We start from the raw sequence: 23117 nt of genomic DNA on the forward strand, positions 1-23117 counted from the left end.
AGTCTGATTAAAAAAGCCATATCGGACGGTGCATTGCAGCAATTTTCCGCATTATGAGATCATCTCTCATGATTCGAAAAATTCCTTGCTACAAAGTCTGGACCCTATTTAGAATTGCCGGCACGCGGCCAGTGCCCGGTTTTCGGCGGGCGACTGTCGGCGGTTCTTAGAGCGATCCTCACATCAGGAGACGAGCATGTCCGCTGTACCCGACGAAGTTCTCAAATATGTCGCCAATGCCAAAGACGACGATCCTCAGGAAACCGCCGAGTGGCTCGACGCACTCGACGGCGTCATTTCGGCAGTCGGTCCTGATCGCGCGCACTACCTGATCGAAAAGCAGATCGAATTCGCCCGTGTGCATGGCGAGCATCTGCCGTTTTCGGCGAATACGCCCTATATCAATACGATTCCCGTCGCCGGCCAGGCCAAGATCCCGGGCGACCAGGACATCGAGCACCGCATTCGTTCGTACACGCGCTGGAACGCCATCGCCATGGTGTTGCGCGCGGGCAAGGACACCAATGTCGGCGGTCACATCGCTTCGTTTGCTTCGGCGGCGACGCTGTACGACGTCGGCTTCAATCACTTCTGGCACGCACCGTCGAAGGAACATGGAGGCGATCTCGTGTTCGTGCAGGGTCACTCGTCGCCGGGCGTCTACTCGCGCGCGTTCCTGCTCGGCCGTCTGACCGAGGCGCAACTCAACAACTTCCGTCAGGAAGTGGGCGGCGAGGGGATCTCCTCGTATCCGCATCCGTGGCTGATGCCGGACTTCTGGCAATTCCCGACGGTGTCCATGGGCCTCGGCCCGATCATGGCCATCTATCAGGCGCGTTTCATGAAGTACATGGAAGCGCGCGGTATCGTGAAGACGCAGGGCCGCAAAGTCTGGGCGTTCCTCGGCGACGGCGAAACGGACGAGCCGGAATCGCTCGGCGCAATCGGCATGGCCGGGCGCGAGCGTCTGGACAACCTCGTGTTCGTCATCAACTGCAACTTGCAGCGTCTGGACGGTCCGGTGCGCGGCAACGGCAAGATCATCCAGGAACTCGAAAGCGAATTCCGTGGCGCGGGCTGGAACGTCGTCAAGGTGATCTGGGGCAGCCGCTGGGACGCGCTCTTCGCACGCGACAAGACCGGCGCGCTTATGCGCCGCATGATGGAAGTGGTCGACGGCGAGTACCAGACCTACAAGTCGGAATCGGGCGCGTTCGTGCGCGAGCACTTCTTCAACACGCCGGAACTGAAGGCGCTGGTGGCCGACTGGTCCGATGAAGACATCTGGAACCTGAACCGCGGCGGCCACGATCCGCACAAGATCTACGCGGCTTACGATCAGGCGCAGAAGTCGAAGGGCTCGCCTACCGTGATCCTCGCCAAGACCATCAAGGGTTATGGCATGGGCGAACACGGCCAGGCCATGAACATCACGCACCAGCAGAAAAAGCTGCCGATCGACACGCTGAAGAAATTCCGCGACCAGTTCCGTCTGCCGTTGACCGACGAACAGATTGCCGACGTGCCGTATCTCACCTTCGAGGAAGGCTCGAAGGAACTGGAATACATGCGCGCCCGCCGTCAGGAACTGGGTGGCTATCTGCCGTCGCGCCGCGAGAAGGCGGAGTCGCTGCCGGTGCCGGAACTGTCGGCATTCGAGCCGCTGCTCAAGGGCACGGGCGAAGGCCGCGAAATCTCCACGACGATGGCGTTCGTGCGGGTGCTCAACATCCTCTTGAAGGACAAGGCCATCGGCAAGCGTATCGTGCCGATCGTGCCGGACGAGTCGCGTACTTTCGGCATGGAAGGCCTCTTCCGCCAGATCGGCATCTGGAATCAGGACGGCCAGAAGTACATTCCCGAAGACTCCGACCAGCTGATGTTCTACAAGGAATCGGAAACCGGGCAGATTCTGCAGGAAGGCATCAACGAAGCCGGTGGCATGTGTGACTGGATCGCGGCCGCGACGTCGTATTCGACGCACGGCGAGATCATGATCCCGTTCTACATCTTCTACTCGATGTTCGGCTTCCAGCGCATCGGCGACCTGGCCTGGGCGGCGGGCGACATGCGTTCGCGCGGCTTCTTGCTGGGCGGCACCGCTGGGCGCACGACGCTCAACGGCGAAGGCCTGCAGCACGAAGACGGCCACTCGCTTCTGTGGGCAGCATCGATCCCGAACTGTGTGAGCTACGACCCGACCTTCGGTTACGAACTCGCGGTCATCATGCAGGACGGCCTGCGCCGCATGGTCGCCGACCAGGAAGATGTGTATTACTACATCACCGTGATGAACGAGAATTACGAGCATCCGGCGATTCCGCAAGGTGAATCGGTTGCCGCGGACATCATCAAGGGCATGTACGCGTTCAGGAAGGCCGAAGGCGCGGCAAAGGGTCCGCGCGTCCAGTTGATGGGCGCGGGCACGATCTTCAACGAAGTGATCGCCGCCGCCGACTTGCTCAAGAACGACTGGGGCGTGGCCGCCGACCTGTGGAGCGTGCCGAGCTTCACGGAACTGGCTCGCGAAGGTCAGGCAATCGACCGCTGGAACCTGCTGCATCCGGCCGACGAAAAGCAAGTGCCGCATGTCACCAAGCTGCTCAAGGGCGCGCAAGGTCCGGTGATCGCGTCGACGGATTACATCCGCGCGCTCGTCGACCAGATTCGCGCCTATGTCCCGAACAAGTTCGTGGTGCTCGGCACCGACGGCTACGGCCGCTCGGACACGCGCGAAGCACTGCGCCACTTCTTCGAAGTCGACCGCTACTGGGTCACGCTGGCCGCGCTCAACGCGCTCGCCGACGAAGGCACGATCGAGCGCAAGGTCGTCGCTGAGGCGATCAAGAAGTACAACCTCGACCCGGCTAAACCCAACCCGATGACCGTCTAAAGGCATCGCCCCCGTGCGTTGTGATGCGGCGCGCTCCCGAAGCGGGGGCGCGCCGCATGCAACACAGGAGACACTAATAATGAGTCAAGCGATCGAAGTCAAAGTGCCGGACATCGGCGATTTCAAGGACATTCCCGTGATCGAGGTTCTGGTCAAGGTGGGCGATGTCGTTGAACAGGAACAGTCCCTCGTCACGCTGGAATCCGACAAGGCCACCATGGATGTACCGAGCTCCTCCGCGGGCACGGTCAAGGAAGTAAAAGTCAAAGTGGGCGATAACGTGTCGGAAGGCACGTTGATCGTCGTATTGGAAAGCGGCGCTTCCGCGCCCGCCCAAGCCGACGCGCCCGCCAAGCAGGAAGCGCCGGCCGGCACGACCACGCAGTCGCAACCCGCGCAAGCCGCTCAGGCTTCGAGCGGCGGCGGATCGGTGGAAGTGAAGGTGCCGGATATCGGCGACTTCACGGATATCCCGGTCATCGAAATCGGCGTGAAGGTTGGCGACAAGGTGGAGAAGGAACAGTCGCTCGTCACGCTCGAATCCGACAAGGCGACCATGGATGTGCCTTCGCCTGCCGCCGGCACCGTCAAGGAATTGAAGGTCAAGCTCGGCGATACGGTGTCAGAAGGCACGCTGATTCTGATTCTCGAAGGCGGCGAAAGCAGCCCGGCCGCTTCCGCGCCCAAGCAGGAGGCGCCGAAGCAGGAAGCGCCGAAGCCGGTCGAAGCGCCGCCCGATGCGCCCGCCAAACCCGCGCCCGCGCCCGCCCAGCCGTCCGCGCTCGCGCAGGCGCCCGCTATTCCCGCAGGCGATGGCACACGCACGTCGAGCCACGCGTCGCCTTCGGTGCGCAAGTTCGCGCGCGAACTCGGCGTCGATGTCACGCGTGTGCGCGGTTCCGGTCCGAAAGGCCGCATCACGCAAGGCGACATCACCGCGTTCGTGAAGGGCGTCATGTCGGGTCAGGGCGCAGCGCCCGCCGCGGTTGCCGCGCCGGCTGGCGGCGGTGGCGACCTCAACTTGCTGCCGTGGCCGAAGATCGACTTCACGAAGTTCGGTCCTGTCGATCCAAAGCCGCTGTCGCGCATCAAGAAGATCTCGGGTGCGAACCTGCATCGCAACTGGGTGATGATCCCGCACGTCACGAACAACGACGAAGCGGACATCACCGAGCTCGAAGCGCTGCGCGTGAAGCTGAACAAGGAAAACGAGAAGTCGGGCATCAAGATCACGATGCTGGCTTTCGTCATCAAGGCAGTGGTTTCCGCGCTGAAGAAATTCCCGACCTTCAACGCGAGTCTCGACGGCGACAACCTCGTCTTCAAGAAGTATTTCCACGTTGGCTTCGCGGCCGATACACCGAACGGCCTCGTCGTCCCGGTGATCCGCGACGCCGACAAGAAGGGCTTGATGGATATCGCGAAGGAGATGACGGATCTCTCGAAGCTCGCGCGCGAAGGCAAGCTGAAGCCGGACCAGATGCAAGGCGGCTGCTTCTCGATTTCTTCGCTGGGTGGCATCGGTGGCACGAACTTCACACCGATCATCAACGCGCCGGAAGTGGCCATCCTGGGTCTGTCGCGTGGCGCGATGAAGCCGGTGTGGGACGGTAAGCAGTTCGTGCCGCGCCTTACGTTGCCGCTGTCGCTGTCGTATGACCACCGCGTCGTCGACGGTGCGGAGGCGGCGCGCTTCAACGCCTATCTCGCGGGCATTCTGGCGGACTTCCGCCGGGTGATTCTCTAAAAAAGTGGCGCGTGTCTTCCTCGCTCGATTGTGCGGGCAAGACACGTGAGACGCTGGGACGGCGCGCGCTTCAGTGCGCGCGCCGGCTCCAACCGCTCTTCTTCGCCATCATCTTGCATGGGACCCGGGTCAGGCGCTTCAGGCACCGGCTCTGGTCGACATAGGGGACAAATATGAGTCTCGTCGAACTAAAAGTACCCGACATCGGCGACTTCTCCGATGTCGATGTCATCGAAGTCAATATCAAGCCCGGCGACGCCATCGAAAAGGAACAGGGCGTCATCACGCTCGAAACCGATAAGGCCACCATGGAAGTGCCCGCCGACCAGGCAGGCACGATCAAGGAAGTGAAGGTCAAACAGGGCGACAAAGTCTCGCAAGGCTCGGTCATCGCGATGATCGAAACCGAAGGCGCGAGCGCCGCTGCGGAACCTAAGGCCGAAGCGCCGAAGGAAGCGTCGTCCGCAAAGCCGGCTGCACCCGCGCCCGCGGCGTCGGGCGGCGGCGCACAGGACGTGAAGGTGCCGGATATCGGCGACTTCAAGGACATTCCGGTCATCGAGATCCATGTGAAGCCGGGCGATACGGTCGAGAAGGAGCAATCGCTCGTCACACTCGAGTCCGACAAGGCGACCATGGATGTGCCTTCGCCCGCCGCGGGCACCGTGAAGGAACTGAAGGTCAAGCTGGGCGACAACGTCTCCGAAGGCAGCGTGATTCTGACGCTCGAAGGTCAGGGCGGAGGCGTGAGCGAAGTGCCGACCAAGCCGACGGCCGCGCAACCGCAGCCCGCCGAAAAGGCGAGCGCCGCGCCCGCGCCGAAGGCAGGCAGTTATTCGGGCAGCGCGGATGTCGAGTGCGACATGCTCGTGCTCGGCGCAGGCCCCGGCGGCTATTCGGCGGCGTTCCGCGCAGCGGATCTCGGCATGAGCACCGTGCTTGTCGAACGCTATGCGACCCTGGGCGGCGTGTGTCTGAACGTCGGTTGCATTCCGTCGAAGGCGCTGCTGCATACGGCGCTCGTGCTCGACGAAGCCAAGCATCTCGAATCGCACGGCATCACGTTCGGCAAGCCGAGCATCGATCTGGACAAGCTGCGCGGCTTCAAGGAAGGCGTCGTCAAGAAGCTGACCGGCGGTCTCGCGGGCATGGCGAAGGCGCGCAAGGTACAGGTGGTGACGGGCGTCGGTACGTTCGTCGATCCGAACCACATGGAAGTGCAGGGCGACGGCGGCAGGAAGGTCGTCAAATTCAAGAAGGCGATCATCGCGGCGGGTTCGCAGGCGGTGAAGTTGCCGTTCTTCCCGGACGATCCGCGCGTGGTCGACTCGACCGGCGCGCTCGAACTGCGTCAGATTCCGAAGCGCATGCTGGTGGTGGGCGGCGGAATCATCGGGCTGGAAATGGCGACGGTGTATGCGTCGCTCGGCTCCGAAATCGATGTCGTCGAAATGCTCGACGGTCTGATGATGGGCGCCGACCGCGATCTCGTGAAGGTCTGGGAGAAGTACAACGCGAAGCGCTTCGCCAACGTCATGCTGAAGACCAAGACGACCAAGGCGGAAGCCAAGGACGACGGCATTTACGTGACGTTCGAGGGCGACAAGGCGCCGACCGAAGCGCAGCGTTACGACCTCGTGTTGCTGGCCGTGGGCCGCAGTCCGAACGGCGGGAAGATCGGCGCGGACAAGGCGGGCGTCGCGGTGACGGATCGCGGCTTCATCAACGTCGACAAGCAACTGCGTACGAACGTCGAGCATATTTTTGCGATCGGCGATCTCGTTGGCCAGCCGATGCTCGCGCACAAGGCCGTGCACGAAGGCCACGTCGCGGCGGAAGCGGCGCATGGCGAGAAGGCGTACTTCGATGCGCTGCAAATTCCGTCGGTGGCTTATACCGATCCGGAAGTGGCGTGGGCCGGCAAGACCGAAGACCAGTGCAAGGCCGAAGGCATCAAGTACGGCAAGGCGGTGTTCCCGTGGGCCGCTTCGGGCCGCGCGATCGCCAATGGTCGCGACGAGGGCTTCACCAAGCTGATTTTCGATGAAGCGACGCATCGCGTGATCGGCGGCGGGATCGTCGGATTGAACGCGGGCGATCTGATCAGCGAAGTGTGTCTCGCGGTCGAGATGGGCGCGGATGCCACGGACATCGGCAAGACCATCCACCCGCATCCGACCTTGGGCGAATCCATCGGCATGGCGGCGGAGTTGTACGAAGGCGTCTGTACGGACTTGCCGCCGCAGCGCAAGAAGTAAGCGGCCGCAAAAGGGTGTCGAGCGAAGCGCGCTTCTTCACGGAAGCGCGCTTTTGCTTTTGAACTGCCCGCTCGAATGCGTGAAGCTAAAGCCGTTTTTCCGAACCAACAGACGACAAAAAACCCGGCGCGAGGCCGGGTTTTTCGTGATTCTTGCTTCGTCAACCGGGCGAACCCGGCTTCGGACTTACGCAACCGTCTTCTTGGCGGTGCGCGTAGCTTGTTCGGTCGCTTGCGTAGCGGCCTTCGTGGCGGCCGTGGCGGCTGCGTTGAAGTTGCTTTCAGCGATTTCGACAGCTTGCTTCGTTGCCTTGTGAACCGTTTCGTACGTCGTGTTGGCGGCGGTGATGGCCGACTTCATGACTGCGACTGCGGTTTCCGAACCAGCCGGTGCGTTTTTCGCGACGTTGTCGACGAGCGATTGCACCTTGCGGTTTTGCTCTTCGTACTGAGCTTCAGCAACGCGAGCGAATTCAGCCTGCGTGGACGACGCGATTTCATACAGATGACGGCCGTACGACAGAACCTTCTCGGCGACCGGCTGCGTGAGGCTTGCTTGCAGCGAGAGGAGTTCTTGTGCGTCCTTGACCGACAGCGCGCGCTGGGTGTTCTCCTGGCTTTCGGCCAGGGTCGACTTCACGACTTGCAGATTCAGTTCGACCAGCTTTTCGATACCTTCGAATGCCTTGTTCGTGAGGCCGAACAGCGTGTCGAAGTTAGCTTTTTGTGCGGCGGCGATTTGCTCGGGGGTCAACAGGGTCATCTCAGGCTCCTGATAGTCGACCCATCAACGCGGGTCGTGGTTTGGTAGGTCCGGCGCGCCGTTGCGGCCGGTTACTGCAAAGCGCGATTGGTGCGTCGCAACATGAAGCCATTTTAGAGATATTCCGATAGATGTCAAGCGCTTTTTGTGCATTGCACAATACGCCGAAAGGTCTTGTTAAACAATGGCTTAAGTCGGATCGAAGCCGCATGCGCTGCTGCTCGGTGAAAACCCTATGCACCGCCGCAGGGCGTGGCGTTGCGAGACGCTCTTAACCGGATGGGAGCGTTATGAAAGCACGCTAAGACGACAGAATCATGTCCCGTCGATGCGCATGCTGGAAACTCGCATCGGCAAGAAAGATGAGATGTTTCTGTAGTAAATCCTATTTTTAGGATGACGCCGTACACCAAATTGTTGAAGAGACGTTAACATTTCGACTGTCGGTTGCGTTGTTGTTGTGTCGACGCCGCACCCGTCCACCGCACGCAGCCTTCTTCGAATTTTCGCTTCGCTGTCTTCCAGACCCGAATCCGCGATTCCTGGCTCAAGTTGCAGAAAGTTTTGCCGATAGTGCGCTTGTCGTCCCGTATAAAAGCGCACTGTTGGCAGCACTGCTGCAAAGCGCGATCGTTTTTTCCGATCAAAGCGCGCGTTGTGTAACGATAAGCAATCGTGGCTTACAACTCAGTTTAACGAGTGCCGATAAGTGCTTAATATTGCTTAAATTTCGTAGCTTCACTACACTTGGCGGTACTCTCCAGCCGCCCAACAGAACACTAATGAAAACCGAAATGTTTTCGTCGTTTAAGGTGGTTCATGGCGTAGCGCTGCGCTCCGCGTTGTCGATCGCCATTTCCATCGCCGTAGCGACGTCCTTTGCAGCGGCTCCGGCTGAAGCCCTCGCAAAAACCGCCACCGCAACCAAATCCGTCAAGAAATCCGCGAAGTCCACTGCTTCCGCCGAGAAGGCCGAAAAGCCTGCTCGTGTGGCGAAGACATCGGCGAAATCGGGCCGTGCCGCCCGCGTAGCCAAGGTCGCCGCCGAAGACGACGACGTGCCCCGGGCTTCCCGCAAGCGTCGAGTGAATTACCGCATGGACCCGCGCTCGCGCCGCGCCGCAGTGCACTCGGTGGCGTATCAGCCGCGTGCCACCTCGGTCGGTTCGGCGTTCGGTCTGCATGAAACGCCCGACAGCCTGGCGCTGCGTTCGAGCGTGGCCTATGTGGTGGACCAGAACACGTCCGAAACGCTTTTCGACAAGAATTCGCGCGCCGTCGTGCCTATCGCGTCCATCACCAAGTTGATGACGGCCATGGTCACGCTCGACTCGCACTTGCCGCTCACCGACGAAATGACGGTGACCGACGAAGATCGCGATTACGAGAAGTTCACGGGCTCGCGGCTCGCCGTCGGCTCGGAGCTCAATCGCGAGGACATGCTGCATATCGCGCTCATGGCATCGGAAAATCGCGCGGCGGCTGCGTTGTCGCGCTATTACCCGGGTGGCCGGCCGGCTTTCATCGCGGCAATGAACGCGAAGGCGAAGTCGCTCGGCATGACCGACACGCATTTCGAGAACTCCACGGGTCTCACGAGCCTCAACGTTTCGAGCGCACGCGATCTCGTGAAGATGGTGAACGCGGCGTATCAATATCCGCTCATCCGCAAGTTCTCGACGGATCGCAGCTACGAAGTCTTCACTGGCAAGCGCAATCTCGCCTACAACAGCACGAACGCGCTGGTGCGTAATGCGTCGTGGGATATCGGTTTGCAGAAGACCGGCTTCATCAACGAAGCGGGCGAGTGCCTGGTGATGCAGGCAACGGTCAACGGCCGCCCGGTCGTGATCGTGCTGCTCGATTCCTACGGCAAGTATTCGCGTTTCGCGGATGCCGGCCGCCTGCGTTCGTTCCTCGATACGCTCGGCGAACCGCGCATCATGAGTGCGGACATGGGTAGCGGCACGAACCCCTAAGCACGTTTGAATAAGCAGAAAGCCGGATGGGTCTCTCGACCCGTCCGGCTTTTTGTCTTTGAAGCAGCGTTTCTAACGCAAGATTCAGCGCGATGCGGCTGCAACCGGCTCGGGGTGATAACCCAGCGAGCGCGAGATCTCCAGCGCCGTATGACTGAGTTGCTTGAGCCACGCGTCTTGGAGACGATCGGCCGGCGCCGACAACGACAAGCCCGCGACGAGCCGCCCGGTATCGTCGTAAATGCCCGCCGCGATACAGCGCACGCCCAGTTCGAGTTCTTCGTTATCGCGCGCGCAAGCCTGTTGCCGCACGAACGACAGCTCACGTTCCAGCTTCGACAGATCGGTGATGCTGTTCTGTGTGTGGCCCGAAAGACCCGTGCGCATGGCGTAGGCGCGCACGCGCGTGGTTTCGTCGGCGGCGAGGAAGAGTTTGCCGACCGAAGTCAGATGTAGCGGCGCGCGTCCACCGATCGCGCGCACGACCTGCATGCCGGAGCGTTCGGAATAAGCCCGCTCGATATAGACGATTTCGTCGCCCTGACGCACCGAGAGGTTGACCGTCTGTCCCGTTTGCCGATGCAGTTCGCGCATCGGCGGCATCGCGGCCTCGCGCACCGAAAGGCGCGCCTTGACCAGATTGCCTAGTTCGAGCAGACGCATGCCGAGCCGATACGTGCCTGGATCGGAGCGGTCCACCAGCCGGCACAGCACCATGTCGTTCAGGATGCGGTGCGCCGTGGAAGGATGCAGATCGGTGCTTTGGGAGAGTTCCTTCAGGCTGACGGGATCGGTGTGGCCGGCAAGCGCGTCCAACAGACGCATCATGCGTTCGATCACCTGAATGGAGGTTTTGGATTCCGGGTTCGTATCGCTCATCGTGGAAATCGGTTGATGCGTCAAACTACGGATGCGCAATTGTATCTCATAATGTGAAAACGCGGTCGGCGGTTGGGATTGCCCGAACCACCGCCGCTTCGCGGATAATCGGCGTGCGTCTTAGAAAATCGCGATAAAACAGGAAACGCTCCACCATGCAAGTCGGACTATTCGTCACGTGCCTCATCGATATGATGCGGCCGGAGATCGGCTTTTCGGTCATCAAGCTGATCGAGCGCGCGGGTTTTACGGTGAGCGTGCCGCCCGCGCAAACCTGCTGCGGCCAGCCCGCGTATAACTCCGGCGATCGCAGGCTTGCACGCGATCTCGCCGAAAAGACACTGCGGGAATTCGAACAATTCGACTACGTGGTGGTGCCGTCGGGTTCGTGCGGCGGAATGATCCGCACGCATTACGGCGATCTCTTCCGCGACGATCCGCAACTCATGAATCGCTTCGCGCGCCTGCAACCGCGCGTCTTCGAACTTACGGATTTTCTCGTGAATGTTGCCAAGGCGCGCATGGAGCCCGGTGTGTTCGAAGGCGCCGTGACCTATCACGATTCCTGCTCGGGCCTGCGTGAACTCGGCGTGAAGGCGCAGCCGCGCGATTTGCTCGCACAAGCGGGCGTGCCCGTGACCGAGATGGCGGGCTGCGAACATTGCTGCGGTTTCGGCGGCACGTTCGCGGTGAAGTACGGCGACATTTCGACGGCCATCGTCGATGAAAAATGCGCCAACATCAAGGCGAGCGGCGCGGCTACCGTCGTGCTGGGCGATCTCGGCTGCATGCTGAATATAGAAGGGCGCTTGAGGCGCACCGGCGACACGAGCACGCGTGTGCTGCATATCGCGCAAGTGCTTGCCGGCGACGCATCCGACTCCATCCGCAACTGACGAACGAGCGAGCCCATGCAAGTCCAGACGATGCACTTCAAGGCGCGCGCCGGTAGCAAACTCGCCGATGAGCGTCTGCAGCAGAACCTCACCAAGCTCTCGACCAAATTCGTGAGCGCGCGGGCGAGCGCGGTGCTCGATATCGACTTCGAGGCGACGCGCGCCGCGCTGAAGGAGCGCCGCAATCGCGCGCTCGACAACCTCGACGTATGGCTCGAAACCTTCGAACGCGAGGCGACGCGCCGTGGCGCGACCGTGCTCTACGCGGAATCGACGCAGGATGCCGCGCGGCTCGTCGCGGACATCGCGCGCGCGCATGGCGTGAAAAAGGTCATCAAGACCAAGTCGATGGTCTCGGAAGAGATGCAACTGAATCGCGTGCTCGGCGAAATGGGCGTGCAGTCCATCGAAACCGATCTCGGCGAATATATCCTGCAGATCAACGACAACGAGCCGCCGAGCCACATCATTGCGCCCGTGGTTCACAAAGACAAGGAGCAGATCGCCGATCTCTTCGCGAAGACGCACGGCAAGCCGCGTCTCACGGACATTCCCGACATGACCCGCGAGGCGCGCGAAGTGCTGCGCCCGCATTTCATGTCCGCTGATATGGGCGTGACGGGCGGCAACTTTTTGATCGCGGAAACCGGCTCGGTGGCAGTTGTCACGAACGAAGGCAACGAAGGCATGTGTACCGTGATGCCGCGCGTGCACGTCGCGGTGACAGGCATCGAGAAGATTCTGCCGACGCTCGAAGATCTCGCCACCGCAATGCGTCTGCTGCCGCGTTCGGCGACCGGGCAGACCATTTCCAATTACTTCTCATTGCTGACCGGCCCCCGCGCGACGGGCGAGCGGGACGGGCCCGAGCATATGTATTTCGTGCTCGTCGATGGCGGGCGCACCGGGCTTATCGGCGGCGAGTTTCAGGAGATGCTGCGGTGTATTCGCTGTGGCGCGTGCATGAATCACTGCCCGGTGTATCAAAAGATCGGCGGTCATGCGTATGGCTGGGTTTATCCCGGACCGATGGGTTCGGTGTTGACGCCGGCTTATGTGGGCATCGACAAGGCGCTCGATCTGCCGCAAGCCGCAACGCTATGCGGCGAATGCAACAGCGTGTGCCCGGTGGGCATTCCGCTGTCCGACCTGCTGCGCAAACTGCGCGAAAAGCAGACCGAACGCCATCTGCGCCCCTGGACCGAACGCGTGGCGCTCGCCGTGTGGGGTTACTTCGCGCTTCGGCCAGTTGCTTATGCGCTTTTCACGAAACTCGCGGTGCGCGTGCTTGAAGTCATGGGCGGAAAGAGAAAGACGATATCGCGCATGCCATACGGCGCCGGATGGACCGAAACACGCGATATGCCCGCGCCGGTCGGGCGCACCTTCCGTGAACTGTATAAGGCGAAAGGCACCCATCTCGGGTGAGCGTGTTCCACGAAAGCGATGTAAAAAGCCGCGCCGGTTCGACCCGGCGCGGCTTTTTAGCGCTCCGCGCAATCGACGCGTTATCCGCCGATTGGCCCGAGCGAGCTTCGCTGGTTGCCGCCGTGTCCGCCACCGCCACCGGCGCCACCACCTTGATCGCCACCGCGATGGTAGCCGCCATTGCCGCCACCGTTTCCGCCAGGATTCGCGGCGGGCGCCTGCGGACGTCCCGGCGGGACGCCGCCGACGGCTCGCGGCAACGGCGCGCCGCCGCCTGCCTGTTGAGGCGGCGGTCCGCCCACCGGACGGCCTCCACCGGCTTGCGGTGGCTGACCACCACCCGGCTGATGTCCGCCACCCGCTTGTTGCGGCTGATTATTTCCTTGCGGCGGGCGCCCACGCGGATAGTCCCCGCGATTCCAGTTGCCCGATGGCGGACGACGCCAGCCTGGACCGTCATCCCAATAGCGGCCGGGGCCAGGACCGTAGTAAGCGGGGCCGGGACCGGAGTAGTAGCCGCCGCCCACCGCTACGCCGGGCTGAACGACCACCGGCGCGCCGTACGCGTCGTAGCCATAGCCGGGATCGGCGTAGCCCGCGGCGGGATATCCGCCACCGTAGGATGATCCATCGGGATAAACCGCGCAGCCGCCTAGTACCAAAGCCGATGACGCGATCAAAAGTCCAGCAACTGCGGATTTCATGTCGTTGATTAGTTCGTTGTAGTGATAACAATAAGACACCCGGCGTGCTCCGATGTCCCCAAGAACTTTGTAAGGTTTTATGACGATTGGCCCGTTCTTGTTGCAATTTCAAAGCCGTGGGTTGGCTACCGTTCGTTGTCCGCCACGCAACGAAGCTTTGCTTTTCAGCGTCTTTTTAAGATGTCGGCGATTCCGTAAAATTCGATAGTCGCTTAGTGGGCATCATTCATGCGCTTGATGCGACGACGAACAGAGGTAATCCCATGAAAAAGACAATATCGACCTATTGGCCCGCCGCGATCCTGTTGCCGCTCGTACTGACGTTCTGTATGCACGCGGGCGAGCCCCGGTCAGCCGTCGAACGTCACGGGCGTTTGGGCGTGGCAAGCGTGAGCGCGGAATTGGCGCGCGCGATTTCCTACGGCTTAGTCGATGACGACGACGCAAGACCCAACGCGCCGGCACGTCCCGAATCGATATAGACGCCGGCGAAACGCCGCGCACAGGCCACAAAAAATGGCGCCCTTCATGAGAAGGACGCCATTTTCTTTTGCAGCAAACGCGCGTGCAATGCCTTACTTCAGCACGCTTGCCACCGCGTTGGCGACGACATCGATATTGCGCAGATTCAGCGCAGCCACGCAGATGCGGCCCGTGCTGACCGCATAGATGCCGAATTCTTCCCGCAGACGGTCCACTTGCGGCGCGGTCAGGCCCGAGTACGAGAACATGCCGCGCTGACGGTCGACGAAGGAAAAGTCGCGATCCACGCCCGCGCCCTTCAGACGCTCGACGAGGCCATTACGCATGGCGCGGATACGATCGCGCATCTCGCCCAGTTCCTGTTCCCACAGCGCACGCAGTTCCGGCGATGCCAGCACGGCCGCGACCACCGAGCCACCGTGCGTCGGCGGGTTCGAGTAGTTGGTACGAATCACGCGCTTCAATTGCGACAGCACGCGCGACGACTCTTCCTTGCTCGACGTGATGATGGACAGCGCGCCAACGCGCTCGCCATACAGCGAGAACGACTTCGAGAACGACGACGACACGAACACGTTCAGATCCGACGCGGCGAAGAGGCGCACGGCGGCGGCATCGGCTTCGATGTTTTCGCCGAAGCCTTGATACGCGATGTCGAGGAACGGCACGAGGTTGCGCGCCTTCACGACTTCGACGATCTGCGCCCACTGCGCGTCCGTCAGATCCACGCCGGTCGGGTTGTGGCAGCACGCGTGCAGCACGACGATGGTGCCGGCCGCGTAGCCGTTCAGCGCGTCGAGCATGGCCGCGAAGTTGACGCCATGCGTCGCCGCTTCGTAATACGGATAGTTGACGACCTCGAAGCCCGCGCCTTCGAAGAGCGCGCGATGGTTTTCCCAGCTCGGGTCGCTGATCGCGACTTTCGCGCCCGGATTCACGCGTTTCAGAAAGTCCGCTCCAATCTTGAGCGCGCCCGTGCCGCCCAGCGCCTGCGCCGTGACGATACGGCCCGAAGCGATCAGCGGCGAGTCGCGGCCGACGAGCAGCGTCTGGACGGCCGAGTCGTACGCGGCGATGCCGTCGATAGGCAGATAGCCGCGCGGCAGCGCTGCATCGACGCGTGCTTTTTCAGCTTCGCGAACGGCGCGCAGAAGCGGAATCTTGCCTTCTTCGTTGGTGTAGACACCAACGCCCAGATTGACCTTGGTCGGGCGCGGGTCGGCGTTGAAGGCTTCGTTGAGGCCCAGAATCGGGTCGCGGGGAGCGAGTTCGACGGCAGAGAAAAGAGACATGATCTATCGGCAGTGGAAGGAAGACGTGCGGCGGGAAGAACGATGCTTGGGCGCTCGAAAAAGCGGCGCGTGACGTCGTTGGCGGCGCGGTCGTGCGGGGCGCCCCCTCGAAGCCCAGTCGCATATTGTATCGAATCCGGCGCTGCATTTCGGATCGAGCGTTATTCTATGTACGCGCTTTTTTCTCGCGAGCAAGAATAAGCGCATGGGCGCTGGCCGGTTGAACGCCTTGTCCGGCATGCGCGCAAGCCTCGATTGGACGGCATCGACGGAACAGCGCGGAGCCTTGCGCGCCATTGCTTGACTTCCACCCAACGGTCCCAACCTCCTCGATTCCGCCTCCGTGAGGCGGCCCGCGCCACTTTCGCCGCAGCCGCTAGAATAGGTGTTTGCTCCGGCGCCGACTTAGAAGATTCCCCTCTCCATGTCCGATACCCTTATCGAAACGCCCGACGCACTGGACGAATCGAAGTTCGCCACGTTCGAAGGCTCGCCGTTTCAGCTCTATCAGCCGTATCCGCCCGCGGGCGATCAGCCCGAGGCCATCAAGACGCTCGTCGAGGGCGTGGACGACGGTCTCTCGTTCCAGACGCTGCTCGGCGTGACCGGCTCGGGCAAGACCTTCACGATGGCCAACGTCATCGCGCGTCTGGGCCGGCCCGCCATCGTTTTCGCGCCCAACAAGACGCTCGCCGCGCAGCTCTACGCCGAATTCCGCGAGTTTTTCCCGCGCAACGCGGTCGAGTACTTCGTCTCGTACTACGACTATTACCAGCCGGAAGCGTATGTGCCGCAGCGCGATCTCTTCATCGAGAAGGATTCGTCGATCAACGAGCATATCGAGCAGATGCGGCTCTCGGCGACCAAGAGCCTGCTCGAACGCCGCGACGTAGTGATCGTGGCGACGGTGTCGGCCATTTACGGTATCGGCAATCCGTCCGAGTATCACAAGATGATCCTCACGCTGCGCGTAGGCGACAAGCTCGGCCAGCGCGATGTCATCGCGCGGCTGATCGCCATGCAATACACGCGCAACGAGGCGGATTTTCAGCGCGGCTCGTTCCGTGTGCGAGGCGACACCATCGACATCTTTCCGGCGGAACACGCGGAAATGGCGGTGCGAGTCGAATTGTTCGACGACGAAATCGAGTCGATGCAGCTTTTCGATCCGCTCACCGGCCGCGTGCGCAACAAGATTCCGCGCTTCACGGTGTATCCGTCGTCGCATTACGTGACGCCGCGCGACACCGTCATGCGCGCGATCGAAACCATCAAGCTGGAACTGCGCGAGCGGCTGGAGTTTTTCCATAGCCAGGGCAAGCTCGTCGAGGCGCAGCGGCTCGAACAGCGCACGCGCTTCGACCTGGAAATGCTGCAGGAACTGGGTTTTTGCAAGGGCATCGAGAATTACTCGCGGCATTTCTCGGGCTCGGCGCCCGGCGAACCGCCGCCGACGCTCGTCGACTATCTGCCGCCCGACGCCATCATGTTGCTCGACGAGTCGCACGTGCTGATCGGCCAGTTGAACGGCATGTATAACGGCGACCGCGCGCGCAAGGAAAATCTCGTCGATTACGGTTTCCGGATGCCGTCCGCGCTCGACAACCGGCCGCTCAAGTTCAACGAATTCGAGCGCAAGATGCGCCAGGCCGTGTTCGTCTCCGCGACGCCCGCCGACTACGAACAGAAGAAAGCGGGGCAAGTGGCCGAGCAACTCGTGCGGCCGACAGGTCTCGTCGATCCCGAAATCGAGGTGCGGCCCGCGCGCTCGCAGGTCGACGACGTGCTCTCCGAGATCAACGCGCGCGTCGCGGTGCACGAACGCGTGCTCGTTACCGTGCTCACCAAGCGCATGGCCGAACAGCTGACCGAATTTCTCGCCGATCACGGAGTGAAGGTGCGCTATTTGCACAGCGATATCGACACGGTCGAGCGCGTGGAAATCATCCGCGATCTGCGGCTCGGCACGTTCGATGTGCTCGTCGGCATCAACTTGTTGCGCGAGGGTCTGGATATTCCTGAAGTGTCGCTCGTCGCCATTCTCGACGCGGACAAGGAAGGCTTCCTGCGCGCCGAGCGCTCGCTGATCCAGACAATCGGACGGGCGGCGCGCAACGTGAACGGCAAGGCGATCCTCTACGGCGACAACATGACGGACTCGATGAAACGCGCCATCGACGAAACCGAGCGGCGCCGCGCCAAGCAGGTGGCGCATAACCTCGAGCGGGGCATCACGCCGCGCGGAGTGGAAAAGCGCATCAAGGACATCATCGATGGCGTCTACAACGCCGACGACGCACGCGCCGAACTGAAGGAAGCCCAGACGCGCGCGAAGTTCGAGGACATGACCGAGAAGCAGCTCGCGAAGGAAATCAAGCGGCTGGAAAAGCAAATGATGGATCACGCCAAGAATCTCGAATTCGAAAAGGCGGCGCAGACCCGCGACCAATTGGCGCTGTTACGTCAACGCGTGTTCGGCGCGAACGTGGGCGATCACATCACCGGCATCGGCGGAAAGTAAGGCGAAAGAAAGAAAGTTTTCATCGTCTGTCTCAAGCGACGCGGCGAGCCGGAAGGCGCACCGCGTTTTTTTATCGGCCGCGAATGGACCGCGAGTTGGCTGCAAAGCACGCCGGAGCCTTGCCGCAGCAGGCTTTTGTAAGCCCGCGCTAATTTGTCCCGAGTGGTGAAGGGTGCTAAACTGACGAACATTGAGAATGGTTCGTATTAACGTTTTCCAGATTCTGGAAGCGGTTTTCTGCTTCGCGCTAACGAACCGGCACCACAGTCATTTTTTTGCGCCGGCGCGCCTTTTTAGAGCGCCGGAGTTCGGTGGAAAGGGCGCGCCAATGTCACGCGCGCCATCGATAACAACAGGAGTGTTTGATGGGTTCAACGTTGATGCGCGGCCTCGTTGCCGCCGCGGGCCTCACGGCGATGATGGCGGCTTCCGCTGCTGAGTATCCGATCGGCAAGCAGCATATCGAAGGCGGCATGGAAACGGGCGCCGTCTATCTGCAGCCAATCACGATGGCGCCGGAAGGCATCATGCGCAAGGCATCGGATTCGGACATCCACCTCGAAGCGGATATTCACGCGGTCAAGAACAACCCGACCGGTTTCGCCGAAGGCGACTGGATGCCCTATCTGAACGTGACGTATGAACTCACGAAAACCGGCTCGACGCAGTCGGTCAAGGGCGACCTGATGGCGATGGTCGCAAGCGACGGCCCGCACTACGGCGACAACGTCAAGCTCTTCGGTCCGGGCAAATATCACCTCAAGCTGCATATCTCGCCGCCTTCCGAAACCGGCCACATGGCGTTCGGCCGTCACGTCGACAAGGAAACCGGCGTGGGTCCGTGGTTCAAGCCGTTCACGATCGAATACGACTTCCCGTTCGCGGGCATCGGCAAGAAGGGCGGGTACTAAGCTCGCGCACGGCGTTCGCGCGTTCCGGCAGGGGTTTGCAGTTTGCTGCGCCGCCGGACGCGTACCAATCAGGAAGTCCGCATGAAATTGAAAAGCCAGCTGATGGCGATGTTGCTCTCGGTCGCAGCGGGTCTTGGCGTGGCGCACGCCGCCGATCTGCCGACCTTCAAGCTCGAAATGAACGACGGCAAGCTGAACCCCGCGCGCATCGAAGTACCGGCGGGGCAGCGCATCAAGATCGAAGTGCATAACGTCGGCAAGGGCGCGGCCGAGTTCGAAAGCGTGCAGTTGCGCAAGGAGAAGGTGCTCGCGCCGGGTGCCGATTCGTTCGTGGTGATCGCGCCGCTCGATCCGGGCGAATACAAGTTCTTCGACGACTTTCATCAGACCGCGCAAGGCGTGATCGTCGCCAAGTAAATGTCTGTGCCGCGCGCGTGTTTCGGTGCGTCCGCGCGGGCAAGTGAAGCAACGCAAAGGGGTTCAAATGGGGCAGGTACTTTTCATCGTCTGGCGTGAGAGCGTCGAAGCTTTGCTGGTCGTCGGCATTCTGTACGCATGGCTGAAGAACGGCGACCAGCAGGCGCGTCGCGGCCTGCCTTATCTGTGGTTCGGCGTGGCTGCGGGGCTGGTTGCCGCCATCGCGCTGGGCGCCGCGCTCATCGGCTTCACGGAAGTGCTGTCCGGCAACGCGCAGGATTACTTCCAGACCGGCATGGTGCTGATCGCCTGCGTGCTCATTGTGCAGATGGTCCTGTGGATGAAGCGTCACGGCCGCACGCTCAAGCGCGACATGGAAAGCTCGCTGCAAAAGAGCACGCAGGACGGACAGTTCTGGGGCATCGCGGTGCTTGTTGCGCTGGCTATCGCGCGTGAAGGCAGCGAGACGGCCGTGTTTCTGTATGGCGTCGGCTTCGGGCAATCGGGACACGTCGATGCTTCGCAGTATCTCGCGATCATCCTCGGCTTCGCGCTCGCGCTCCTGACGTTCTACGTGCTGCAACTCGGCGGCAAGATCTTTTCGTGGCGCTCGTTCTTTCGCGTGACCGAAATCATGCTGCTGTTCCTCGCCGCCGGCCTCTTCGAGACGGGCGTCGACAAACTGATCGACATGGAAGTGCTGCCGGTCATCGTTAATCAGGTGTGGAACTCGTCCGCGCTGCTCGACGACTCGAGCACCTTCGGTTCGCTCGTTGCCACCCTCACGGGTTATCGCGCGCATCCGGCGGGCATGAACCTGGTTGCCTACGCGGTCTACTGGATCGTGATCTATCTTCTCCTGCGCCGTTCCAATCATCAGATGGCGCAAAAACAAAAGGCGGCGAGCCGTCCAGCATGAGCTCTGTTCTGCAACGACCCGGCCGGCTGCAACAGGCCGGTCAATGGATGCAACGGCACGGCAACGCGATCCGCGGAATTCAGTGGGTCGTGGTTGCCGTGTACGCGTTTCTGATTCTCGTGCCGGCTGTCATGCCGCTGCCCGATGGCTCGGCGCATTTGTGGAATAACCTCACGCTTGCCGCGCAGTTCGTGTTCTGGGGCATCTGGTGGCCGTTCGTGCTGCTGTCGATGGTCATGCTCGGCCGAGTGTGGTGCGGCGTGCTGTGTCCGGAAGGCGCGCTCACCGAGTTCGCGAGCAAGTTCGGCCGCGGCTGGGCGATTCCGCGCTGGATGCGCTGGGGCGGCTGGCCGTTCGTCGCATTCGGACTCACGACCATCTACGGACAGATGGTGAGCGTCTATCAATATCCGAAAGCCGTGCTGCTCGTGCTCGGCGGCTCGACCGTGGGCGCGATGATCGTCGGCGTGCTGTATGGCCGCGAAAAGCGCGTGTGGTGCAAGTACCTCTGCCCGGTAAACGGCGTGTTCTCGCTGCTCGCACGGCTTGCGCCGTTTCACTACAAAGTCAGCGAAGACGCGTGGCGCCGTTCGTACAAGGAAGGCGAGCACGGGCATCGGGTTATTCCGATCAACTGCGCGCCGCTCGTGCCCCTGCGCAAGATGGAAGGCGCCGCCGACTGCCATATGTGCGGCCGATGCAGCGGCCATCGCGATGCCATCGCGCTCACGTGGCGCTCGCCGTCGGAGGAAGTGGTCGAGCTCGGCAACAAGGCGGCGAATCCGTGGGACACGGCGCTGATTCTGTACGGCTTGCTCGGCATCGCGATCGGTGCGTTCCACTGGACCGTGAGCACATGGTTCGTCGATCTCAAGCAGATCTTCGCGAGCTGGCTGATCGATCACAACATCCTCTGGCCGCTCGATACCAACGCGCCGTGGTTCCTCTTCACGCATTATCCCGAGCAGAACGACGTGTTCTCCTGGCTCGACGGCACAATGGTGATCGGCTATATCGTCGCGACGGGTCTCGTCTACGGCACGGCGCTCCTCGCGCTGCTGGCGCTCGGCACGCGCATGCTCGGCAAGATGAACGCGGCGCGGCTGCATCACCTGACGCTCTCGCTGATTCCGCTCGCGGGATGCGGCGTGTTTCTTGGCTTGTCGGCGACCACGGTCTCGCTCCTGCGCGCGGAGCATCTGCCGCTGTGGTGGGTGACAGACCTGCGCCTCGGGCTGCTTGGCGTCGCCAACTTCTGGAGCGCCTGGCTCGCGTGGCGCGTCACGGCTCGTTATTCCTCGACGCTTGTTCCGCGCGCACTCACGATGGTATGGTTTGTCGCGGCGCTCGCCGTCGCGGATAGCGCCTGGTATTTGATGTTCTGGGGCTTCAGCCGATAACGCCATTAGGTGAGAATCAAGTGAGAACCAAACCCGTACTGACCGACGAAGACGTCCTGCTGATGGCCGCCGCCGCCGAGGCGCACGCCAAGGCGCACAACTGGAACGTGACCATCGCCATCGTCGATGACGGCGGGCATCTGCTGCATCTGCATCGGCTCGAAGGGACGGGCGCGAGCACGGTCGAGATGGCGACTGGCAAGGCGCGCACCGCCGTGCTCGGCCGGCGCGAAACGAAGGTGTACGAAGACACGATCAAGCAGGGCCGCACCGCGTTTCTGAGCGCGCCCATGACGGCCATGCTCGAAGGCGGCGTGCCAATCTTCGTCGGAACGGATATCGTCGGCGCGGTGGGCGTGTCGGGCGTGAAATCGGATCAGGATGCATCGATCGCGCGGGCGGGCATTGCGGCGCTTGGCATCGAAAACGTCTGAAGCGAGAACGTCGAAGCACGCGTTCGAATTTTTGCCATAGCCCGCGCACAATAAAAACGGCACGCCTTCGCATTGAAGGCGTGCCGTTCGATCAATCAAAATGCATGGCCTCGTTCGGGCACATGACATCGGCGGGAACCAAAAAAAGCGGCTTCGCTTGCTATCGACGACTGGCTGGTGTTTGCACGAAGGGGTCTAAATTCTCGCGTGCAAGTCGTCCTCGCTGGCTAAGGCCAAACACCTCTTTGGCGAGGTGGTCCCCACAATACACGGTACTGCTGTTCTGCCTTACCTCTTTGCCGCTTACTTCGTCAGGATCAGCTTGCCCAGACGCGTCGCGCGCAACTGATAGGTCTCCCCGTTATGCACGATCGCGATATGACTGCGCCCCTGCAGTAACGTATCGCTGCGCAACGAACGATCGCCGGTTGTATCGGCTGAATCCGTCGATGTCGTCGATGCCCGCACCGACGTCACGGCAGCCGTCTTCGGGCGCGTGATGGCTGCATCGCGAACTGCCGGACGGCGAAGCCTGAGCGTGGTGGATCGCAGCGTGTCGGTCATGTCGTTTGAGTGCGTTCGTTGATTCGATGGGTCTATAGTAAATGATAACTATTCCTATTTGCAACTAGAGTTTCCTATGGATGCGCAGGCGTCATAGCCGCGCTTCATGTAGTACTTGAACTTTCTAGTGCAGCGGCGTTTCGTCGTGGCGCCCGTGCGCATACTGGCGGATCAGCCGCACCGTGTCGATATCCGATTCCCGATAAGCCGACTTGACGATCTCCTTGGTCTGGCGCTCGTCAGGCGTCGCGTCGTCGTTTTCGGGCAGGGTGGTGCTGTACGTGAATCGCAGAAACAGTTGCAACTCGTCGGGCTGCTCGATCGCCATGGTCAACGAGCCGCCGACATGTTCGGCAGTCGGCAGGATGTCGTAACGCACGCTGCTATCTGGTGTGAGCGTGACGCGGTCCCGCACCACGGCCTGACCGTAGTGCAACTCGCGCTCCATGACGTCGCCTTCGCGCGAGAGGATGTCGCAGCTATCGAGTCCGAGCACGAAAAGTTGCGGCTGCTCGGCGCGCAGCACGAGTCCTTCCCACAGTTGTTCGCGCGTGAGCGACTCGACGAGCGGATTGGTCGGATCGTTGATCTGGATGAGATGTTCGAAATTCAAAACGACGTTTCCCTGGA

19 protein-coding genes and 1 pseudogene are annotated in these 23117 nt (G+C 61.5%); 14 read left to right on the top strand and 6 right to left on the bottom strand.

The window, feature by feature from the left end:
• Window positions 1–196: 196 nt before the first annotated feature.
• The 4 genes and pseudogenes from aceE to lpdA all read left to right on the top strand — a co-directional run bounded on the left by aceE (window position 197) and on the right by lpdA (window position 6898).
• Window positions 197–2893, top strand: a complete 2697-nt coding sequence (gene aceE / locus NCR98_RS05105) for a pyruvate dehydrogenase (acetyl-transferring), homodimeric type (protein WP_244827599.1) — start codon at window positions 197–199, stop codon at window positions 2891–2893.
• 79 nt (window positions 2894–2972) lie between these two features.
• On the top strand, window positions 2973–4640 hold the full coding sequence (gene aceF / locus NCR98_RS05110) for a dihydrolipoyllysine-residue acetyltransferase (RefSeq protein WP_244827600.1): 1668 nt from the start codon (window positions 2973–2975) through the stop codon (window positions 4638–4640).
• A 173-nt stretch (window positions 4641–4813) separates the two neighbouring features.
• A pseudogene (locus NCR98_RS33470) lies at window positions 4814–5152 on the top strand (biotin/lipoyl-containing protein); the annotation flags it as partial.
• A gap of 3 nt (window positions 5153–5155) precedes the next feature.
• Window positions 5156–6898 (top strand): dihydrolipoyl dehydrogenase, encoded by a 1743-nt coding sequence (gene lpdA / locus NCR98_RS05115; RefSeq protein WP_350029501.1) that lies wholly within the window; start codon window positions 5156–5158, stop codon window positions 6896–6898.
• A 186-nt stretch (window positions 6899–7084) separates the two neighbouring features.
• Here the strand turns inward: lpdA and NCR98_RS05120 are convergent, their stop codons facing one another.
• On the bottom strand, window positions 7085–7660 hold the full coding sequence (locus NCR98_RS05120) for a phasin family protein (RefSeq protein ID WP_244827602.1): 576 nt from the start codon (window positions 7658–7660) through the stop codon (window positions 7085–7087).
• 782 nt (window positions 7661–8442) lie between these two features.
• Between NCR98_RS05120 and pbpG the strand changes: the two genes are divergently transcribed.
• A complete protein-coding gene (gene pbpG, locus NCR98_RS05125; protein WP_244827603.1) occupies window positions 8443–9639 on the top strand; it encodes a D-alanyl-D-alanine endopeptidase in 1197 nt (398 codons plus the stop codon).
• An 84-nt stretch (window positions 9640–9723) separates the two neighbouring features.
• On the opposite strand, the gene NCR98_RS05130 is transcribed toward pbpG, so the two are convergent.
• The gene (locus NCR98_RS05130; RefSeq protein ID WP_244827604.1) at window positions 9724–10518 is read right to left on the bottom strand and encodes an IclR family transcriptional regulator; all 795 of its coding nucleotides are present in this window, start codon (window positions 10516–10518) and stop codon (window positions 9724–9726) included.
• A gap of 155 nt (window positions 10519–10673) precedes the next feature.
• Here NCR98_RS05130 and NCR98_RS05135 point away from each other — a divergent pair, with 155 nt between their 5' ends.
• Both NCR98_RS05135 and NCR98_RS05140 read left to right on the top strand, forming a co-directional pair.
• Window positions 10674–11414, top strand: coding sequence for a (Fe-S)-binding protein (locus NCR98_RS05135; protein ID WP_250525672.1), 741 nt, complete (start codon window positions 10674–10676; stop codon window positions 11412–11414).
• 15 nt (window positions 11415–11429) lie between these two features.
• Complete coding sequence (locus NCR98_RS05140) at window positions 11430–12842, top strand: lactate utilization protein B (RefSeq protein WP_250525673.1); 1413 nt, start codon at window positions 11430–11432, stop codon at window positions 12840–12842.
• 80 nt (window positions 12843–12922) lie between these two features.
• Here the strand turns inward: NCR98_RS05140 and NCR98_RS05145 are convergent, their stop codons facing one another.
• Window positions 12923–13546: a hypothetical protein gene (locus tag NCR98_RS05145; protein WP_244827607.1), complete on the bottom strand. Its 624-nt coding sequence runs from the start codon at window positions 13544–13546 to the stop codon at window positions 12923–12925.
• A gap of 263 nt (window positions 13547–13809) precedes the next feature.
• Between NCR98_RS05145 and NCR98_RS05150 the strand changes: the two genes are divergently transcribed.
• Entirely contained in the window at window positions 13810–14028 is a 219-nt protein-coding gene (locus tag NCR98_RS05150) for a hypothetical protein (RefSeq protein WP_250525674.1), read from the top strand.
• A 93-nt stretch (window positions 14029–14121) separates the two neighbouring features.
• Here the strand turns inward: NCR98_RS05150 and NCR98_RS05155 are convergent, their stop codons facing one another.
• Window positions 14122–15321 carry an amino acid aminotransferase gene (locus tag NCR98_RS05155; protein WP_244827609.1) on the bottom strand — a complete coding sequence of 400 codons (1200 nt, stop codon included), beginning with the start codon at window positions 15319–15321 and terminating at the stop codon, window positions 14122–14124.
• Window positions 15322–15745: 424 nt separating this feature from the next.
• Between NCR98_RS05155 and uvrB the strand changes: the two genes are divergently transcribed.
• From uvrB to NCR98_RS05185, 6 genes are all read left to right on the top strand, one after another.
• Window positions 15746–17842 (top strand): excinuclease ABC subunit UvrB, encoded by a 2097-nt coding sequence (gene uvrB, locus NCR98_RS05160; RefSeq protein ID WP_244827610.1) that lies wholly within the window; start codon window positions 15746–15748, stop codon window positions 17840–17842.
• A gap of 365 nt (window positions 17843–18207) precedes the next feature.
• Entirely contained in the window at window positions 18208–18753 is a 546-nt protein-coding gene (locus NCR98_RS05165) for an iron transporter (protein ID WP_370652099.1), read from the top strand.
• A gap of 81 nt (window positions 18754–18834) precedes the next feature.
• On the top strand, window positions 18835–19170 hold the full coding sequence (locus NCR98_RS05170) for a cupredoxin domain-containing protein (protein WP_250525675.1): 336 nt from the start codon (window positions 18835–18837) through the stop codon (window positions 19168–19170).
• 67 nt (window positions 19171–19237) lie between these two features.
• The gene (locus NCR98_RS05175) at window positions 19238–20089 is read left to right on the top strand and encodes an FTR1 family iron permease (RefSeq protein WP_244827613.1); all 852 of its coding nucleotides are present in this window, start codon (window positions 19238–19240) and stop codon (window positions 20087–20089) included.
• Entirely contained in the window at window positions 20086–21489 is a 1404-nt protein-coding gene (locus NCR98_RS05180) for a 4Fe-4S binding protein (RefSeq protein WP_250525676.1), read from the top strand. Before NCR98_RS05175 ends, NCR98_RS05180 begins: the two co-directional genes overlap by 4 nt.
• 20 nt (window positions 21490–21509) lie before the next feature.
• Window positions 21510–21923 (top strand): GlcG/HbpS family heme-binding protein, encoded by a 414-nt coding sequence (locus NCR98_RS05185; protein ID WP_244827615.1) that lies wholly within the window; start codon window positions 21510–21512, stop codon window positions 21921–21923.
• Window positions 21924–22226: 303 nt separating this feature from the next.
• Here the strand turns inward: NCR98_RS05185 and hemP are convergent, their stop codons facing one another.
• Together hemP and NCR98_RS05195 are read right to left on the bottom strand one after the other, a co-directional pair.
• Complete coding sequence (hemP, locus tag NCR98_RS05190; protein WP_250525677.1) at window positions 22227–22487, bottom strand: hemin uptake protein HemP; 261 nt, start codon at window positions 22485–22487, stop codon at window positions 22227–22229.
• A gap of 124 nt (window positions 22488–22611) precedes the next feature.
• Window positions 22612–23100 carry an SRPBCC family protein gene (locus NCR98_RS05195; protein WP_244827617.1) on the bottom strand — a complete coding sequence of 163 codons (489 nt, stop codon included), beginning with the start codon at window positions 23098–23100 and terminating at the stop codon, window positions 22612–22614.
• Between the last annotated feature and the right edge of the window lie 17 nt (window positions 23101–23117).

The organism is Caballeronia sp. GAWG2-1 (assembly GCF_023631405.1).
Lineage (GTDB): Bacteria > Pseudomonadota > Gammaproteobacteria > Burkholderiales > Burkholderiaceae > Caballeronia.

Coding starts and splice junctions, on each gene's coding strand:
- aceE (WP_244827599.1), top strand. CDS start 197: ATGTCCGCTGTACCCGACGAAGTTCTCAAATATGTCGCCAATGCCAAA.
- aceF (WP_244827600.1), top strand. CDS start 2,973: ATGAGTCAAGCGATCGAAGTCAAAGTGCCGGACATCGGCGATTTCAAG.
- NCR98_RS05120 (WP_244827602.1), bottom strand. CDS start 7,660: ATGACCCTGTTGACCCCCGAGCAAATCGCCGCCGCACAAAAAGCTAAC.
- pbpG (WP_244827603.1), top strand. CDS start 8,443: ATGAAAACCGAAATGTTTTCGTCGTTTAAGGTGGTTCATGGCGTAGCG.
- NCR98_RS05130 (WP_244827604.1), bottom strand. CDS start 10,518: ATGAGCGATACGAACCCGGAATCCAAAACCTCCATTCAGGTGATCGAA.
- NCR98_RS05135 (WP_250525672.1), top strand. CDS start 10,674: ATGCAAGTCGGACTATTCGTCACGTGCCTCATCGATATGATGCGGCCG.
- NCR98_RS05140 (WP_250525673.1), top strand. CDS start 11,430: ATGCAAGTCCAGACGATGCACTTCAAGGCGCGCGCCGGTAGCAAACTC.
- NCR98_RS05145 (WP_244827607.1), bottom strand. CDS start 13,546: ATGAAATCCGCAGTTGCTGGACTTTTGATCGCGTCATCGGCTTTGGTA.
- NCR98_RS05150 (WP_250525674.1), top strand. CDS start 13,810: ATGAAAAAGACAATATCGACCTATTGGCCCGCCGCGATCCTGTTGCCG.
- NCR98_RS05155 (WP_244827609.1), bottom strand. CDS start 15,321: ATGTCTCTTTTCTCTGCCGTCGAACTCGCTCCCCGCGACCCGATTCTG.
- uvrB (WP_244827610.1), top strand. CDS start 15,746: ATGTCCGATACCCTTATCGAAACGCCCGACGCACTGGACGAATCGAAG.
- NCR98_RS05165 (WP_370652099.1), top strand. CDS start 18,208: ATGGGTTCAACGTTGATGCGCGGCCTCGTTGCCGCCGCGGGCCTCACG.
- NCR98_RS05170 (WP_250525675.1), top strand. CDS start 18,835: ATGAAATTGAAAAGCCAGCTGATGGCGATGTTGCTCTCGGTCGCAGCG.
- NCR98_RS05175 (WP_244827613.1), top strand. CDS start 19,238: ATGGGGCAGGTACTTTTCATCGTCTGGCGTGAGAGCGTCGAAGCTTTG.
- NCR98_RS05180 (WP_250525676.1), top strand. CDS start 20,086: ATGAGCTCTGTTCTGCAACGACCCGGCCGGCTGCAACAGGCCGGTCAA.
- hemP (WP_250525677.1), bottom strand. CDS start 22,487: ATGACCGACACGCTGCGATCCACCACGCTCAGGCTTCGCCGTCCGGCA.